This is a genomic window from Blautia ammoniilytica, assembly GCF_025566965.1.
Lineage (GTDB): Bacteria > Bacillota > Clostridia > Lachnospirales > Lachnospiraceae > Blautia_A > Blautia_A ammoniilytica.
The window spans coordinates 33,640-51,331 of record NZ_JAOQJL010000004.1; the positions used below are offsets into that span (position 1 = coordinate 33,640).

20 protein-coding genes are annotated in these 17,692 nt (G+C 44.5%); all 20 read left to right on the forward strand.

Annotated elements, in window-relative coordinates:
- Positions 1-77 precede the first annotated feature (77 nt).
- The 20 genes from OCV61_RS02825 (at position 78) to dxs (ending at position 17,692) form a co-directional block, all read left to right on the forward strand.
- Positions 78-1,280: an FtsW/RodA/SpoVE family cell cycle protein gene (locus OCV61_RS02825; protein WP_158420576.1), complete on the forward strand. Its 1,203-nt coding sequence runs from the start codon at positions 78-80 to the stop codon at positions 1,278-1,280.
- Between the two features lie 73 nt (positions 1,281-1,353).
- On the forward strand, positions 1,354-1,587 hold the full coding sequence (gene acpP, locus OCV61_RS02830; protein WP_158420577.1) for an acyl carrier protein: 234 nt from the start codon (positions 1,354-1,356) through the stop codon (positions 1,585-1,587).
- A gap of 229 nt (positions 1,588-1,816) precedes the next feature.
- Positions 1,817-2,560, forward strand: coding sequence for an SIR2 family NAD-dependent protein deacylase (locus OCV61_RS02835; protein WP_158420578.1), 744 nt, complete (start codon positions 1,817-1,819; stop codon positions 2,558-2,560).
- 109 nt (positions 2,561-2,669) lie between these two features.
- On the forward strand, positions 2,670-4,136 hold the full coding sequence (gene gltX, locus OCV61_RS02840; protein WP_158420579.1) for a glutamate--tRNA ligase: 1,467 nt from the start codon (positions 2,670-2,672) through the stop codon (positions 4,134-4,136).
- A 15-nt stretch (positions 4,137-4,151) separates the two neighbouring features.
- Positions 4,152-5,999 (forward strand): ATP-dependent helicase, encoded by a 1,848-nt coding sequence (locus OCV61_RS02845; RefSeq protein WP_158420580.1) that lies wholly within the window; start codon positions 4,152-4,154, stop codon positions 5,997-5,999.
- A gap of 47 nt (positions 6,000-6,046) precedes the next feature.
- A complete protein-coding gene (spoIIIAA, locus tag OCV61_RS02850) occupies positions 6,047-6,967 on the forward strand; it encodes a stage III sporulation protein AA (protein WP_158420581.1) in 921 nt (306 codons plus the stop codon).
- A complete protein-coding gene (locus tag OCV61_RS02855; RefSeq protein ID WP_158420582.1) occupies positions 6,961-7,479 on the forward strand; it encodes a stage III sporulation protein AB in 519 nt (172 codons plus the stop codon). Before spoIIIAA ends, OCV61_RS02855 begins: the two co-directional genes overlap by 7 nt.
- A gap of 21 nt (positions 7,480-7,500) precedes the next feature.
- Entirely contained in the window at positions 7,501-7,695 is a 195-nt protein-coding gene (spoIIIAC, locus tag OCV61_RS02860; RefSeq protein WP_158420583.1) for a stage III sporulation protein AC, read from the forward strand.
- A 75-nt stretch (positions 7,696-7,770) separates the two neighbouring features.
- Positions 7,771-8,157: a SpoIIIAC/SpoIIIAD family protein gene (locus OCV61_RS02865; RefSeq protein WP_158420584.1), complete on the forward strand. Its 387-nt coding sequence runs from the start codon at positions 7,771-7,773 to the stop codon at positions 8,155-8,157.
- Positions 8,154-9,308 carry a stage III sporulation protein AE gene (locus OCV61_RS02870; RefSeq protein ID WP_158420585.1) on the forward strand — a complete coding sequence of 385 codons (1,155 nt, stop codon included), beginning with the start codon at positions 8,154-8,156 and terminating at the stop codon, positions 9,306-9,308. The genes OCV61_RS02865 and OCV61_RS02870 overlap by 4 nt, the downstream gene beginning before the upstream one ends.
- On the forward strand, positions 9,305-9,865 hold the full coding sequence (locus OCV61_RS02875; protein ID WP_158420586.1) for a stage III sporulation protein AF: 561 nt from the start codon (positions 9,305-9,307) through the stop codon (positions 9,863-9,865). Before OCV61_RS02870 ends, OCV61_RS02875 begins: the two co-directional genes overlap by 4 nt.
- The gene (locus tag OCV61_RS02880) at positions 9,846-10,187 is read left to right on the forward strand and encodes a hypothetical protein (protein ID WP_173726410.1); all 342 of its coding nucleotides are present in this window, start codon (positions 9,846-9,848) and stop codon (positions 10,185-10,187) included. Before OCV61_RS02875 ends, OCV61_RS02880 begins: the two co-directional genes overlap by 20 nt.
- An 11-nt stretch (positions 10,188-10,198) precedes the next feature.
- Positions 10,199-10,921: a SpoIIIAH-like family protein gene (locus OCV61_RS02885; protein ID WP_158420588.1), complete on the forward strand. Its 723-nt coding sequence runs from the start codon at positions 10,199-10,201 to the stop codon at positions 10,919-10,921.
- Positions 10,922-11,041: 120 nt separating this feature from the next.
- Complete coding sequence (locus OCV61_RS02890) at positions 11,042-12,631, forward strand: peptide chain release factor 3 (protein WP_158420589.1); 1,590 nt, start codon at positions 11,042-11,044, stop codon at positions 12,629-12,631.
- A 71-nt stretch (positions 12,632-12,702) separates the two neighbouring features.
- Entirely contained in the window at positions 12,703-13,089 is a 387-nt protein-coding gene (locus OCV61_RS02895) for an Asp23/Gls24 family envelope stress response protein (RefSeq protein ID WP_158420590.1), read from the forward strand.
- A gap of 32 nt (positions 13,090-13,121) precedes the next feature.
- The gene (nusB, locus tag OCV61_RS02900) at positions 13,122-13,523 is read left to right on the forward strand and encodes a transcription antitermination factor NusB (protein ID WP_158420591.1); all 402 of its coding nucleotides are present in this window, start codon (positions 13,122-13,124) and stop codon (positions 13,521-13,523) included.
- Entirely contained in the window at positions 13,516-14,730 is a 1,215-nt protein-coding gene (gene xseA / locus OCV61_RS02905; RefSeq protein WP_158420592.1) for an exodeoxyribonuclease VII large subunit, read from the forward strand. Before nusB ends, xseA begins: the two co-directional genes overlap by 8 nt.
- Positions 14,718-14,948: an exodeoxyribonuclease VII small subunit gene (gene xseB / locus OCV61_RS02910; protein WP_158420593.1), complete on the forward strand. Its 231-nt coding sequence runs from the start codon at positions 14,718-14,720 to the stop codon at positions 14,946-14,948. The genes xseA and xseB overlap by 13 nt, the downstream gene beginning before the upstream one ends.
- Positions 14,932-15,819, forward strand: coding sequence for a polyprenyl synthetase family protein (locus tag OCV61_RS02915; protein ID WP_158420688.1), 888 nt, complete (start codon positions 14,932-14,934; stop codon positions 15,817-15,819). Before xseB ends, OCV61_RS02915 begins: the two co-directional genes overlap by 17 nt.
- A gap of 13 nt (positions 15,820-15,832) precedes the next feature.
- Complete coding sequence (gene dxs, locus OCV61_RS02920; protein WP_158420594.1) at positions 15,833-17,692, forward strand: 1-deoxy-D-xylulose-5-phosphate synthase; 1,860 nt, start codon at positions 15,833-15,835, stop codon at positions 17,690-17,692.

Genomic DNA, 17,692 nt, shown 5'->3' on the forward strand with positions numbered 1-17,692 from the left:
TAAAGGAAATTTAAAGAAGAGGCTGCCGCAGGATGCGTTCTGCGACAGCCCCCGTTTTGTATGTAAAGGGTGATCTTATGGAACAATCAAAAGCAGGTACAAAGGCAGGCAGGCGCAGCAGGTCTTCTGTGCGGCGAAAAAAAAGAGCGGATTATTATGATTACAGTCTGGTTGCAGTGATCATTCTTCTGATCTGTTTTGGACTGATCATGCTGTATAGCACCAGTTCTTATATAGCACAAATGAATTATAATGATGACATGTTTTATTTTAAGAAGCAGGCATTGATCAGTGTGGGCTGTATTGTGATGGCTATCGGGATTTCTATGCTGGATTATCATCTGCTTATCAAATTGACCATGCCTCTTTATGGAGCTGCCATCGTTTTGATGGGGCTTGTTAAGACGTCTCTTGGGCATGAATCACATGGTGCTAAAAGATGGATCCAGATTGGCTCTCTTCCGCAGTTCCAGCCGGCAGAAGTAGCCAAGATCGCAGTGATCGTGTGCCTGTCCTATATGATCGTACAGATGGGCAAAACTGTTAAAACTTTAAAGGCCTGTATGGTTCTGGCAGGACTTGGAGGTCTGCAGGGCCTGGCTGCCTATGTACTCACCAGTAACTTAAGTACAGCCATTATTATTTTTTGTATTACAGCAGGTCTGATTTTTGTTGCACATCCCAAGACACGGCCGTTTATGATCGGCCTTGCCCTTATTGCTGCACTTGCAGTGATTGGTGTAATGATCCTTTCAAAAACATTGGAGACCAGTTCAAGCTTCCGTATCCGACGTATTCTTGTATGGCTGCATCCTGAGGATTATGCCAGCGGTGATGGGTATCAAACACTTCAGGCACTTTATGCCATTGGATCTGGTGGGATTTTCGGACGTGGCCTTGGTAACAGTATTCAGAAGCTGGGGAGTGTACCTGAGGCTCAGAATGATATGATTTTTTCCATTATCTGTGAGGAACTGGGGCTTTTTGGGGCTTTACTGGTATTGGTCCTGTTCGGATATCTTCTGTATCGTCTGTTTTTCATTGCACAGAATGCACCGGATCTTTTCGGAAGTCTTCTTGTAACAGGCATTTTTATACATATTGCATTGCAGGTTATCTTTAATATTGCAGTTGTGCTGAATCTGATGCCGAATACAGGAGTTACGCTGCCTTTTATCAGCTATGGGGGAACTTCCATTATGTTCCTTATGATAGAGATGGGACTGGCCCTTGGCGTGGCCAGAAAGATCAGGTTTCTGGAACCGGAATTTATCATGTAAAAAGTCTTGACATATACTATCACAGATTATATACTCCATGCTAAAGGCAATATCTTTTAAAGGAGACAAAGAAATGTTAGAAAGAATGAGAGAAATGATCGCTGAGCAGCTGAACTGCGAGGCAGAGACAATTACTGCTGATACCTCTTTTAAGGATGATCTGGGAGCAGATTCACTGGATCTGTTTGAACTGGTGATGGCACTGGAAGATGAATACAATCTTGAGATTCCTGCAGAAGAGCTGAATGATCTGAATACTGTAGGCGATGTGATAGAATATCTTAAAGACAGAGGCGTGGATGCGTAATTTATTTAATCTCCCCGAGGCGTAAGGCTTCAGGGAGAATTTTTGTGTAACAGGCAATTACTCTATAATGCTCCTATTACACAGTAATGATCATATTACACAAAGCATAAAAAAAGCCTGGTGACAGGAAACTTTTTTGCAGGTTCGCTAATTGAAAAATGATACTTCTCTGGTTATAATAAGGACGCAGCAATGAGAAGACAGATCCTGGAAGCAGGGAGGTAATTTTATGAATGGTTCATACGAAGAAAAGATTGGTTTCCTGAGAAATGTAGTTGACAGGAGCAAATACATGGTATGCCTATTTGGTGTTGGTATCGGCTCTGGCTGTGGCTGCACAAATTACCGTAATGAGGAGGATGCTTATGATATTGAGGCAAAATACGGGTATTCTCCTGATGAGATGTTCAATGTGACTTTTTTCAATACAAGGGTAGAACAGTTTTACCAGTTCTATAAGAAGGATATGATCAGTAATCTGGGTACTATGGATGAAGGACTGTACTGTCTGAAAAGACTGGAGGATGCAGGGAAGCTGAAGTGTATCATCACGAGAGATATTTTTTCGCTTGCCAGACGGGCAGGATGCCAGAATGTATATGAACTCCATGGTAGTGTATATAAGAATACATGTCCCCATTGCGGCAAGGAGTATCCGCTGGAGTATATCCGTGATTCCAAAGGGGTTCCGGTATGCGAAGACTGCGGATCTGTGATACGCCCGGGAGTGTCTATGGTAGGAGAGATCGTTGATAATGGGCTGATCTCACTGGCAGCAGAGGAAGTGCGTAAGGCAGATACGCTGCTGGTATTGGGCTGTAATCTGAAAGCATCCCTTACAAATACGTTCCTTCGGTATTTCCAGGGAAATGAACTTGTTCTGGTGAATGACCGTGAGCACTTTGCAGATAATCGGGCAGACCTTGTGATTCACGGAAATCCTATGGACATTCTGAAGCATTTGGGAGTATAATTTAAGATGCCGGAAGGGCATTTTCGGAATATTGTGTAACTGTTTGGCGTGCATAAATAGCCACAGTGTCAGGCGGTTACAATATCATTAAGAAAACAGGAGAAAAAACATGAGTAAGATTCGTACCAGATTTGCACCAAGCCCTACAGGAAGGATGCATGTGGGTAATTTAAGAACCGCATTATATGCATACCTGATCGCAAAACATGAGGGTGGTGACTTTATTTTAAGAATAGAGGATACAGACCAGGAAAGATATGTGGAGGGAGCTGTAGATATTATTTACCGCACCTTGAAAAAGACAGGGCTTCTTCATGATGAAGGACCTGATAAGGATGGGGGTGTAGGCCCTTATGTACAAAGTGAGCGACAGGCATCAGGACTGTATTTAAAATATGCACAGCAGCTGGTAGAACAGGGCGATGCATATTATTGTTTCTGCAAAAAAGAAGAACTGGAAAACATGAAACGTGTAGTAGCCGGTAAGGAGATTTCCATTTATGACAAACGTTGTCTCCGGCTTTCAAAAGAAGAGGTGGAGCGCCGTCTGGCAGCAGGAGAGCCTCATGTGATCCGTTTCAATATGCCTACAGAAGGCACCACCACGTTTCACGATGTAATCTATGGAGATATTACTGTAAATAATGAAGAACTGGAGGATTTGATCCTGATCAAGTCTGACGGATATCCTACCTACAATTTTGCAAATGTAGTAGATGATCATCTAATGGGGATCACCCATGTGGTAAGAGGAAATGAATACCTTTCTTCAGCACCAAAGTACAACAGGATTTATGAAGCCTTTGGCTGGGAGATTCCGGTTTATGTACACTGTCCGCTGATCACAGACGAAACACATGCGAAGCTTTCCAAGCGTTCAGGGCATTCCTCTTATGAGGATCTTCTGGATGCAGGCTTTGTATCAGAGGCAATTGTGAATTATGTGGCACTTCTTGGATGGAGTCCTCAGGATAACGAAGAGATCTTCTCCTTACAGGAGCTGATCGAGAAGTTTGATTATCATCATATTAACAAATCTCCGGCAGTATTTGATATGGGCAAGCTTCGCTGGATGAACGGAGAGTATATCAAGAAAATGGATCCGGAAGTATTCTATGAGAAAGCACTTCCTTATATGAAACAGGTGCTGACCAAAGATTTTGATTTCCACAGGATCGCAGGAATGGTACAGACAAGGATCGAAGTATTCCCGGATATTCCGGAACTGATCGATTTCTTTGAGAACGTGCCGGAGTATGATGCTTCCATGTACCGTCACAAAAAAATGAAAACAACAGAAGAATCTTCACTTTTGGTATTACAGGAGGTTCTGCCAGTACTGGAGGCACAGGAGGAATATACCAACGATCCTCTGTATGAAGCTTTAAGTGCATTCGTAAAAGAAAAAGGCTATAAGAATGGTTATGTGATGTGGCCGCTGCGTACTGCTGTTTCTGGAAAGCAGATGACACCAGCCGGAGCTACCGAGATCATGGAGATCATCGGCAAGGAAGAAACCTTGAAAAGAGTAAAGGCTGCCATTGAAAAGCTTAGCAGCGTTACAGCACAGGTATGATCTTCTGAAAAAAGAATGAAAAGAAATCTATCTCAACAACGGGCGATCGCCCACCTGTCAGGACCTATGATGGTTCTGGCAGGCCCCGGTTCGGGGAAAACCTCAGTGATTGTAGAACGAACAGCGTATATGGTCAGGGAGAAGGGGATATCTCCATCTTCCATACTTGTTGTGACCTTTTCCAGGGCTGCTGCAAAAGAAATGCAGGAACGCTTTCTGGAATTTATGGGCATTACAAAAAGCCAGGTTACTTTTGGCACTTTTCACGGGGTGTTTTACGGCATTTTAAAGCAGGCATATGGGCTTGGTCCGGGAAATATACTTACAGAAGAAGAAAAATACGGAATCTTAAAAGAACTGGTTCTGGAATACGGAGAAGATATGTCTGGAGAGGGGGACTTTCTGGAGGATATTGCAAAGGAGATCAGTGTGATTAAGGGAAACCGGATTTCTCCGGAGCATTACTATTCTTCCAGCTGTCCAGATGAAGTATTCCGACAGATCTATCAGGGGTATAAGAAAAAACTTCAGGCAAAACGAAAACTGGATTTTGATGATATGCTTCTGTACTGCTATGAATTGTTTATACAAAGGCAGGATATTCTTAAGGCATGGCAGAAGAAATTTCGTTACATTATGGTTGATGAGTTTCAGGATATTAACCATCTTCAATACGATATTGTACGGATGCTGGCAAGGCCAGAAGACAATCTTTTTATTGTAGGAGATGATGACCAGTCAATTTATCACTTCCGTGGTGCTAGGCCTGAGATCATCCTAAATTTTAAGAAGGATTATCCAAAGGCTGACCAGGTGCTTCTTGATGTAAATTACCGGTGCAGCGGCAATATTCTTTCTGCTGCAATGCAGTTGATCGGAAATAACCGGAAACGGTTTGCAAAAAAGCTGACAACACCAAATGAATCCGGCAGACCGGTAGGAATCAGGGAATTTCAAAATCCAAGAGAAGCTTATCTTACTTTAGCTGCAGAACTGAAGAAACGGTTGGAAAAAGGAGAAAATCTGGAAGACACAGCAGTACTTTTCAGGACAAATCAGGAAGCAGAGATGCTTGTAGGGATTCTGATGGAATATCAGATCCCATTTACCATGAAAGAACAGCTTCCTAACCTGTTCAGACACTGGATCTGCCGTGATTTTCTTACTTATCAGGAAATGGCAAAAGGAGATCTTAGCCGTAAAAACTTTCTGCAGGTCATGAACAGGCCTAACCGGTATATTGCAAGGGATGCGCTGGAAGCCCCTGATATAGATTTTCAAAAGCTGAAGGCATATTATAAAGATAAAGACTGGATGTGTGACAGGATCACAACTCTGGAAACCCATCTTCGCATACTGAAAACCTTGCCTCCTTATGCAGCTGTGAATTTTATCAGAAAAGGGATGAAGTATGATGAATATCTGCAGGATTTTGCGGCATTTCGAAAGCTCCGGCCGGAAGAATTCATGGAAGCGGCAGACCGGATCCAGGAAACTGCCATGCAGATGAAAAACCTGGACGAGTGGAAAGAGTATATGGAAGCATACACGGAAAAGCTGAGGGAGCAGGCAAGAAAACAGGATCGGAAAAAAGAAGGTGTTACATTATCCACCCTTCACAGGGTAAAGGGACTTGAGTATGACCGTGTATTAATTATGAACGTGAATGAGGACAGTATGCCTTATAAAAAAGCAGTGTTGGAAGAAGCTGTAGAAGAGGAAAGGCGGCTTTTTTATGTAGGGCTTACCAGAGCGAGAAAGGAACTGACTTTGTGTTATGTACGAAGGCAGTTTGAAAAAGAAAGACAGCCATCCAGATTCCTGGCCGAGGCAGGATTTTTGGAGGAGAAAAGCAGGTACTAAAAGCAAAAGACCTGCATATATTGTTATTGTTAAAGAGGTGATAGAAAATAGACGCAAATCAGATACAGAACCTGTTTCCTGGAAATATCCGAAGGCTGCTTGTAGATGCCAGACTGGATTATGAAAAATTGTATGAGATCCGGCTGCGTGTGGGAAGACCCTTATTTGTTTCCTATGACGGTGGAGAATGTTTCCTGCGAAAACAGGGAGAAGAACAGTACCTGGTTACCCGTGAGGATCTTAAAGAAACTATGGAGCACGTCAGCGGATATTCGCTGTATGCTTATGAGGATGAGATCCGGCAGGGATTTTTAAGTGTACAGGGTGGACACAGGGTAGGAGTAACAGGAAAAGTGATCCTGGACGGAAATCAGATCCGTGGGATGAAATATATTTCCTGTATTAATGTACGGCTGGCACACCAGGTACTTGGGTGTGCTGATCCGGTCATGCCTTATATCCAGAAGAATACCTGGGTGGCACATACATTGATCGTTTCGCCGCCAAGATGCGGAAAAACAACTTTGTTAAGAGATATTATACGACAGTTAAGTAATGGCAGGGAAGGTATACCTGGACTGACCGTTGGTGTGGTGGATGAACGAAGTGAACTGGCAGGCTGTTATCAGGGGATTCCTCAGAATGATCTGGGACCAAGAACTGATATCCTGGACGGATGTCCCAAAGTAGAGGGAATGCAGATGCTGATCCGCTCTATGTCACCTTCTGTTGTAGCAGTGGACGAGCTGGGAAAAGAAGACGATTATAAGGCAGTTGAGTCTGTGATCCATTGTGGCTGTAAACTGATCGCCACTGCTCACGGCGATTCCATGGAGGATGTGCTGGAGCAGCCTTTATTCCGGAAATTGTGGAAAGACCGGGTTTTTCAGAGATATATTCTTCTTGGCACAGGGGAACATGCAGGCATGATCCAGGGAATATATGACAGGAATGGAAATTTATGCTGAAAGATGCAGGATTGATTCTGATGGTTCTGGCAGGTGTAGGATTGGGCTTTTCCGGTTCCTGCCGTCTTACTCAAAGACTGGAAGCACTGAATATGTGTATGCAGATGACGGTTTATCTAAAGGGTGAGATACGCTACGGAAGATTGTCTCTAAAAGAGGCTTTTGCAGATGGAGCGAATAAGCTTTCCGGGGAATACAGGGGCTTTTTTCTGGCAGTAAGCAGGGAACTGGCGCAAAATACTGAAAAGACATTTGCACAGATTTTTGCAGAATGTGGGGAACAGTATCTGGGAAGACTGGAACTGACCCGGGAAGAGCAGGAAGAATTTCTGATTCTTGGCAGCAGGCTGGGATATCTGGATGTGGAAATGCAATGCAGGCAGCTTGAATTGTATGAAAGCAATCTGATACAGCACATTCAGGAAGTGCGGGCACAGATTCCTGCAAAAAAGAAAGTGTATCAGAGTCTTGGACTGCTTGGAGGGCTTCTGGCAGCAGTGCTGGTCTGGTAGAGGGAATGAAAGGAGGAGACCTTGGAGGTCAGTATTATTTTTAAAATTGCTGCAGTTGGGATCCTGGTCTCCGTGCTGTCCCAGGTGCTGAAGCACAGCGGCAGGGATGAACAGGCATTTCTGGTTAGCCTGGCAGGACTTCTGGTTGTTTTATTCTGGATCGTACCTTATATATATGAACTGTTTGACAGTATCCGGCAATTGTTTGAACTTTAGTAACTGTCCAGCAGTTTGTTTCTGGAAAAATACTGAACAGTTACAGACTATAAAGTCAGCAGGAGGCAGATATCCATGGATATTATCAAGATTTCTCTTCTTGGAGTATGTGGTGTAATACTGGGATTTCTTATGAAGGGCACAAGGCCGGAATATACCTGCTTTATCACCCTTGGTATTGGGCTTACGATCCTTGGCCTGGCTGTAGGAAAAATTGCCTATCTGTTTCAGGCACTGGATCAGATCAGTGAAAGTCTGCCTGTGGATGGAAGCTATTTTCTGACCCTGATAAAAATGATGGGGATCACCTACATTGGACAGTTTTCGTCCGGGATCTGTAAGGATGCAGGATATCAGGCAACCGGTGTGCAGATTGAATTATTTTGCAGACTGTCTGTGCTGGTTTTGTGTATTCCTGTACTTATGGCTTTGCTGGAAACAGTTGAGAGTTTTCTGATATGAAAAAAAAGATGATAAAATGGCTGGCTATATGCTTTGTCTTTTTGGCCTGGACAGACTGCGCCCAGGGAGAGACAATGGCTTCAGGTGATGATTTTGTACAGGAGCAGCTTATTGGTCAGATGGACTTTGAAGGGATTCAGAAGATGCTGGATCAGGCACTGGGCAAAGGGGAATTTTCTTTTGCAGATGCAGTAAAAAAAATACTAAGCGGGAACCAGGAAGTTTCAAAAGAGGTGTTGCAGGGATTTCTGCAGGGCCTTTTTTTTAACCTTGTAAAAGGAGAAAAAGACACTTTGCTCAGAATCCTGCTTCTGATCCTTGGAACAGCGTTTCTTACAAATCTGTCAGCAGTATTTGAAGACGGACAGGCTGTAGAAATCACATTTTATATGCTATATCTTCTGCTGTTTATTATGATCATGAATTCCTTTGCACAGTTGTCCTGTAATCTTTCCGGAAGCCTTGGGTGGATCTGTGATTTTATGAAGGTTCTTACACCAGCTTATTTTATGACAGTAGCGGCCTCCACCGGAGCTGCCACAGCAGCTGTTTTTTATCAGGGAATCCTTATGCTGACCTGGATGATCCAGTGGATCCTGACTGCATTTTTACTGCCAGGTGTAAATCTGTACATTCTGTTATGTTTGGTAAATCATCTGACAAAAGAAAGCATGCTCAGCAAGCTGGCAGATCTTCTGGAAAGTCTGATCCGATGGGGAATGAAAAGCCTGCTTGGAATCGTAACAGGACTGCAGATTGTAAAAGGAATGGTGGCACCGGTGATGGATTCACTGAAACGGACCGCTCTTGGAAAAACTGCTAGTGCGATACCTGGTATAGGAAATGCGGTAAATACAGTTACAGAACTGGTGGTTACAACGGGTGTACTGGTAAGAAACTGTGTAGGTGTGGCAGCTCTTCTGGCTCTTTTGGTCACAGCTGCTGCACCTGTATTGCATTATGGCTTTTTAAGTCTTGCATATCGTTTCCTGGCAGCCCTTGCCCAGCCTGTAGCTGATAAAAGGATCGTAGGTGCGTTGACTACTATGGGAGAAGGCTGCGGATTGCTTCTTAGGATCCTCCTTACAGCTGAAGTGTTGTGTATGCTTATGTTTATTATCCTTACATTAAGCTTTGGAGGAGGCGGATGAAAGAAAATCTGTATGCCTGGATCAAAAACCTGGCTGTTTTTTATCTCCTTTTTACAATGGTGCTTCATCTGGTGCCAGCAGGAAAATATGAAAAATATGTACGTTTTTTTATGGGACTGCTGCTGATCCTGATACTTCTGATTCCTGTATTCACTTTGTTTGGAAAGGCAGAAGAATTAGGAGAAAGCTTTCAGATTTTGTATGACAAGAAAGAAGAGGAGCGAAAAGTACAGGAAGGGGAAAATCTGCAGAAAATGTTTATATGGAAAAGCCTTGAACAACAGCTGGAAGAAGAGATAGCAGAAGATTTAATGAAAAAGAACATGAAAGTTGAAAAGGTGGAAGTACTAATAGAGGGAGAAAACATAAAAGCCGTGCTGTATCTGCAATCAGAACCGGATCAGGAACTGGAGAGGAGGCTGAAGGATGAGCTTTTGGGACAATGGGGGATCCTTGCTGGAAACTGCCAGATCCAGGTTAAAAAAAATAAACCGGACACAGTGGATCACACTTTTTCTGGTGGGACTTCTTCTGGGGGTGATAGCAGTTCCTACTGAAAAAAAGACTGGATCGGATAATCGTGTGGGAAATGCTGCCAGGGAAGAGATACAGGAGCAGGGGAATGCCTCTGCTCTGGAACAAAGGCTTCAGCAGGTGCTTTCCGGCGTGGAAGGCGTGGGAAAGGTACAAGTCATGCTTATGACAGGAAATGAAAAAAGCACCTTTGGCTTTGGCAATGATAACAGCGAATTGATCACAGGAGTGCTGATCGCTGCCCAGGGAGCTGATGATCCGGTGACAGTACGAGAGATTCAGCAGGCTGTGATGGCATTATTTCAGGTGGAAGCCCATAGAATTAAAGTAATAAAAATGATATAAGGAGAGGCAAAGTGAAAAAAGGTTTAAAAAAGAATCAGGTGATCATCACCTCCCTGGCAATTCTGATCGCAGCAGCAGGCTATCTTAATTTTGCGGATGTGGATCTGGGCTTTAAGGATCAGGAGGCCAGCAGCAGTATCCTTGAAGATGTGGATTATGACCTGACAGATGAAACAGCCCTTCTGGATGAGAACGGGGCAGATGGCACCGGAGATACGGAGGATGTGACTGCTCCGGGAGAAGCCGTACTTACAGGGGCATCCGGTTTTGCTGCCCAGGCAAAGCTTTCCAGAGAGCAGATCCGTTCCCAGAATAAAGCAGATCTTCAGGATATTATCAACAACCAGGACATTGGAGAGGAGCAGAAGCAGGAAGCTATTAATACCATGGTATCTGTCACTGAACTGACGGAAAAAGAGGCGGCAGCAGAACTGCTTCTTTCAGCCAAAGGCTTTGAGAATGTGATTGTAAATCTTACAGGAGAAACTGCGGATATCGTAGTGCCGGATACAGATCTGGATGATGCCAGAAGAGCGCAGATCGAGGATATTGTAAAACGAAAGACAGGGATCGCACCGGAAAATATTGTGATCACTCCTTTAAGCCAGAGCGCTGAGGAAAGCGGCAATAAGGATGCGGGAATCAGCCAGATACCAGACCAGGAGGCAGAAGAAACATCAGCAGGGAATGCAAAAAGCGATGATCTGGTTGAAACGGATGGAATCTATGACTAACATAGCCCCTTACTGAGGAAATTCCCTTGACAGGAAAGCTTTCTGTATACTAGAATAGGAATGTTTATGAGTTATTATGGGAAACCTATTTATGACAGAACATTTTGCAGGAGGCATACTGTGTCAAAATATACGAAAGAAATAGAAAAAAGAAGGACCTTTGCTATTATTTCACATCCGGATGCTGGTAAGACCACGCTGACGGAGAAGTTTTTGCTGTATGGCGGAGCCATTAATCTGGCCGGAAGTGTTAAAGGCAAGGCAACGGCCCGTCATGCAGTTTCAGACTGGATGGAGATCGAAAAGGAACGAGGTATTTCTGTTACATCTTCTGTACTTCAGTTTCATTATGATGGATATTGTATTAACATTCTGGATACGCCGGGACATCAGGATTTCTCTGAGGATACTTACAGAACATTAATGGCCGCAGATTCTGCAGTTATGGTCATTGATGGTTCCAAAGGTGTGGAGGCACAGACCAGAAAGCTGTTTAAGGTATGTGTTATGAGACACATTCCTATTTTTACTTTTATCAATAAGATGGACAGGGATGCCAATGATACATTTGATCTTCTGGATGAGATCGAGAAGGAACTGGGGATTGCAACCTGTCCCATCAACTGGCCCATTGGTTCCGGTAAAAAATTCCGTGGTGTTTATGACCGGAATACAGAGAAGATCCTTACGTTTTCTGATACTCAGAAAGGAACAAAGGAAGGCCATATTGAGGAGATACCGCTTCAGGATCCAAGAGCAGATCAGGTAATGGATCCGGAACAGAAAGAGCAGCTTCTTGAAGAAATTGAACTTCTTGATGGTGCAAGTGCTGATTTTGATCAGGAGCTTGTAAGCAAGGGAGAATTAACCCCTGTATTTTTCGGATCTGCACTTACCAACTTTGGTGTGGAAACATTTCTGGAGCATTTCCTGGCGATGACCACTTCTCCTCTTCCAAGAATGTCAGATGCAGGACTGGTGGATCCTATGTCAGATGATTTTTCTGCCTTTGTATTTAAGATCCAGGCAAATATGAATAAAGCGCACAGAGACAGAATCGCTTTTATGAGGATCTGTTCCGGTAAGTTTGATGCCTCCCAGGAGGTATATCATGTACAGGGAGAAAAGAAGATGCGTCTTCTTCAGCCACAGCAAATGATGGCAGAGTCAAGACATGTGGTGGATGAAGCTTATGCAGGAGATATTATCGGTGTGTTTGATCCTGGTATTTTTTCTATCGGAGATACTATTTGTGTGCCTGGCAAGAAATTTGCTTTTGAAGGGATTCCTACCTTTGCACCGGAGCATTTTGCGAGAGTGCGCCTTTTGGACACCATGAAGAGAAAGCAGTTTGTAAAGGGGATTACACAGATTGCCCATGAAGGAGCGATCCAGATTTTCCAGGAGTTGTTTGGAAACATGGAAGAGATTATTGTGGGAGTTGTTGGTGTGCTTCAGTTTGATGTGCTGAAATTCCGCCTGGAGAATGAGTATAATGTGGAGATTCGTCTGGAGAATCTTCCTTATGAGCATATCCGGTGGATCGCCAATAAAGACAAAGTAGATGTGGACAGTATTACCGGTACTTCAGATATGAAGAAAGTAACAGATCTTAAGGGAAATCCGCTTCTTCTCTTTGTAAATCCGTGGAGTGTGGGAATGACACAGGACAGAAATCCGGATTTAATATTGACGGAATTCAGCAAATAACCCTTTTCATTTATTGGGTGATTTGATATAATTACAGGTAACTGAATATAACACCTTAGGAGGGTTATCATATGGCTGAAAAGAGAACAACATATAAAATACAGGATCTTGGCGGCATTGGTGAAGTGAATATTGCAGACGAAGTAGTTGCGATCATTGCCGGTCTGGCAGCTACAGAGGTTGACGGAGTTGCTTCCATGGCCGGGAATATTACGAATGAGCTGGTAAGCAAGCTTGGGATGAAGAGTCTTTCCAAAGGCGTAAAGGTGGAAGTACTGGATGGGATTGTACGTGTAGATCTTACCCTGAATATCCAGTATGGCAAGAATATCCTGGAGACAAGCAAGACAGTCCAGGAAAAGGTTAAGTCTTCCATCGAGAATATGACCGGGCTTGAAGTGGCAGATGTGAATATCCACATTGCCAGCGTAGATATGGAGAATGAAAAAGGAAAGTAAGGCTTTCCTTTTTTAGATTGCGGGAGGATATTATGCGAAGAAGGGAACTAAGAGAACATATTTTTAAACTTCTGTTTATGACCCAGTTTAATTCCCAGGACGAGATGGGAGAGCAGGTGCAGCTTTATTTTGAAGGCCTTGCTGAAGGAGAAGAGAAGGATCTGGAGTATATCCGGGAGAAATATAATCATGTACTGGAGCATTTGGAGGATATTGACAGACAGCTGAATGAGACAAGCCATGGATGGAAGACAAAGCGAATGAACCGTGTGGATCTTACAGCTTTAAGACTGGCTGTTTATGAGATCAAGTATGACCCGGATGTTCCTACAGGGGTTGCCATTAATGAGGCAGTGGAGCTGGCCAAGCGCTTTGGCGGGGAAGCCTCAGGTTCTTTTGTGAACGGTATCCTTGGTAAGCTGGCGAATGAATAATATATACTCTGTAGGACAGGTAAACAGCTATGTGCGTAATATGTTTACCCAGGATTACTTCCTTCAGAAGCTTCAGGTTAAGGGAGAAGTATCCAACTGTAAGTACCATACCAGCGGACATATCTATTTTTCCCTGAAGGATGAGACAGGCACCCTTTCCTGTGTGATGTTTGCAGGTCAGAGAAAAGGCCTGGCGTTCCGTATGAAGGATGGAGATCAGGTTGTGGTAGCCGGTACTATTGATGTTTATCAGCGTGATGGCAGGTATCAGATGTATGCCAGGGAGATCACTTTGGAAGGAGCAGGTGATCTGTATCGCAGATTTCTGCTTCTGAAGCAGGAACTGGAAGAGATGGGCATGTTTGCTCAGGAATACAAGCAGGAGATTCCCAGATTTGTAAAGCGCCTGGGAGTTGTGACTGCACCAACAGGGGCTGCAGTACAGGATATCCGTAACATTTCCCTGCGGCGCAATCCATATCTGCAGATCGTTTTGTACCCGGCTCTTGTGCAGGGGGAAGGAGCTCCGGAAAGTATTATGAAAGGGATCCGGATCCTGGACGGGCTGGATCTGGATGTGATCATTGTAGGCAGGGGTGGCGGATCCATAGAGGATCTGTGGGCCTTTAATGATGAAAGGGTTGCCAGAGCTATTTTTGAGTGTCAAACTCCCGTGATCTCAGCGGTAGGTCATGAGACAGATTTTACCATTGCTGATTTTGTGGCAGACCTGCGGGCACCTACTCCGTCTGCCGCTGCAGAACTGGCAGTGTTTGATTATAAGAGTATTGTGGACGCAGTCGATTCCAGCAGGGAACGGCTGCATCGTGCCATGTGGGGCAAACTGCAGCTGCTTAAGAGCAGGCTTGATCAGTATCAGGTACGGATGCAGTATTTGAATCCACAGGGAAGGCTGCGGGACAGACAGCAGTATGCAGCTGATATGGAAGAGCGGCTTTATAAAGGAATGGAGGCAAAACTCCGTGAGAAACGGAATCTTCTTGCGTTATATCTGGAGAAGTATGCAGGCCTGTCGCCCCTTCGGAAACTGAATCAGGGATATTCCTATGTAACGGATATCCAGGGACATGCAGTTACCAGCATTGAAGGTATCAGAGAAAAGGACAGGCTGTTTATCGCTGTCACAGATGGAAGGGTTGAGACAGAGGTAATAGGTACAAATAAGGAGGGGCCATGGCTGAAGTAACAGAACAACAGGATGAATTGTCTGTGGAGACTGCTTTTCAGGAACTCGACAGACTGGCAGACAGGCTGGAGGATCAGGAAACATCCCTGGAGGAATCCTTTGCCCTGTATAAAAAAGGAATGGAATTGTTAAAGTATTGCAGCGAGAAACTGGACACAGTAGAGAAAAAAATGCTGCAGATCAATGAGGATGGGACATTCAGTGAATTTTCAAAGTGAATTACAGGAAAAAACAAAAGAAGCAGAAGAGATAATCTGCAGATATCTGCCGAAGGAGGAAGGTTTTGCCGCTCATCTGGCAGAGGCTATGAATTACAGCGTATGCTCAGGGGGAAAAAGGCTTCGCCCCATACTTCTTGGTGAAACATTTCGACTGTTTAGCGGAAGCGGGCATGTGGCAGAGCCTTTTATGGCTGCGATTGAGATGATCCACACCCATTCCCTGGTACATGATGATCTTCCTGCACTGGATAATGATGATTACCGCAGGGGCCGACTTACTACCCATAAAGTGTATGGGGAAGCTATGGGAGTTTTAAGCGGAGTCGCTCTTCTGAATTATGCATATGAGACTATGCTGAAGGCATTTGCCCTTACCGAAAGACCACAGGCTGTGATCCGCGCTATGGAGATCATGACCCATAATACCGGCTTGTACGGGATGCTTGGGGGACAGAGTGTAGACGTGGAGAATGATGGCAATCCTGTTTCAAGGGAAATACTTGATTATATATATGAGAACAAAACTTCTGCGCTGATTCAGGCTTCTATGCTGACAGGAGCAGTTTTGGCAGGAGCAGATGAAAGAGAACTGGCAGTGATCGACCAGGCTGCAAAGAACATAGGCCTGGCTTTTCAGATCAGGGATGACATTCTGGATGTTACCAGTTCCCAGGAAGAACTGGGCAAACCGGTACATAGTGATGAGAAAAACAACAAGACTACATATGTAACACTTATGGGGATCAGTAAAGCCTCAGAGCGTGTAGCAGACTTATCCGGGGAGGCAGTAGCTCTTTTGGATAGCCTGGGTCGAAAAAATGAATTCCTGGATACACTGGTAAGGGAACTGGTGGGACGCAGGAAGTGAAAGAAGGATACGGATGTTTCTGGAAAAGATAAATAAGCCAAATGACATTCATAAGATTGCACTTGCTGATTTTCCGCAGCTGGCGGATGAAATCCGTCAGTTTCTTATTGAATCTGTAAGCAGAACCGGTGGCCATCTGGCATCAAACCTGGGAGCAGTAGAACTTACCCTTGCAATTCATAATGTGTTGGATTTCCCAGAGGACAAGCTGATTTGGGATGTGGGACATCAGGCTTATACCCACAAGATCCTTACAGGAAGAAAGGATGCATTTGCCACTCTTCGTAAAGAAGGCGGTTTAAGCGGGTTTCCTAAGAGAGCGGAAAGTGACTGTGATGCTTTTGATGCAGGACACAGCTCCAATTCCATATCTGCAGGACTTGGCTATGTTCGGGCCAGGGATCTTTTGGGCAGGAAGAACCATGTGGTGTCTGTGATCGGAGATGGGGCACTTACCGGCGGTATGGCTTACGAGGCATTGAATAATGCAGCGGAACTGGATACGAATTTTATTATTGTGATCAATGACAATAATATGTCCATTTCAAAGAATGTTGGTGGAATGTCTACGTATTTAAGTGCTTTGCGTACAGCAGAGGCTTATACAGGAATGAAGATAGGAGTTACAAAAGCGGTCAAAAAGATTCCTAAAGTGGGAACAGCTATGGTAGATGCTGTCCGCCGTACCAAAAGCAGTATCAAACAGCTTTTTATTCCTGGAATGTTGTTTGAAAATATGGGACTTACCTATTTGGGACCTGTGGATGGCCACAATATGCGGCAGATGATGAAGCTGTTCAATGAAGCTAAAAGGGTGGAAGGGGCAGTTGTAGTACATGTGATCACGGAAAAGGGCAGAGGATACAAGCCTGCAAGTACCTATCCGGACAGGTTCCACGGTACGGGACCTTTTGATATACAGACAGGAAAACCCCTGACTGTGAAAGAAGCACCTACCTATACAGATGTATTTGCCAAAGGAATGGTCCGGCTTGGAGAAGAAAATACAAAGCTTGCAGCTATTACGGCAGCTATGCCGGAGGGAACCGGACTGAAAGCATTTCAGCAGGCATTTCCTGACCGCTTTTTTGATGTGGGGATCGCAGAAGAGCATGCAGTCACTTTTGCAGCAGGATTGGCCCTAGGAGGGATCATTCCTGTGGTGGCGGTGTATTCTTCCTTCCTTCAAAGGGCAGTGGATCAGATCCTTCATGATGTGTGTATGCAGAAGCTTCATGTAATATTTGCCATTGACCGGGCAGGATTGGTCGGCGCAGATGGAGAGACCCATCAGGGGAATTTTGACTTTTCTTATCTGAGCATGATGCCAGGGATGACAGTAATGGCACCAAAAAATGACTGGGAGCTGGAAGCTATGCTGGAAGCAGCAGTAAATGGAGACGGACCGTATGCCATCCGTTATCCCAAAGGAACAGCATGTACAGAGTTTCAGCAGTTTCAGGCACCGATCCTCCGTGGAAAGGCAGAAATCCTTTCCAAAGGGAAAAAGGCAGCCATACTGGCAGTTGGCAGCATGGTGTCTGTTTGTCAGGATGCAGTAAAGCTTCTGAAAGAACAGGGAATAGATCCCACATTTGTAAATGCCAGGTTTATAAAGCCTTTGGATACAGCCTTATTGGATGAACTGGCAGAAGACCATCAGCTGTTTGTTACCGTAGAAGAAAATGTAAAAAGCGGAGGTTTTGGAGAGCATGTATGTGCCTATATGGAAGCATGCCATCCGGGATGCAGGGTGATACCCATTGCTATCTGGGACAGATTTGTGCCTCAGGGCAGTATTGACAGCCTTCGGTGCAAGGTCGGACTTTCTGCAGCAGAGATCGCACAGACAGTAGAAACGGGGATTTCATAA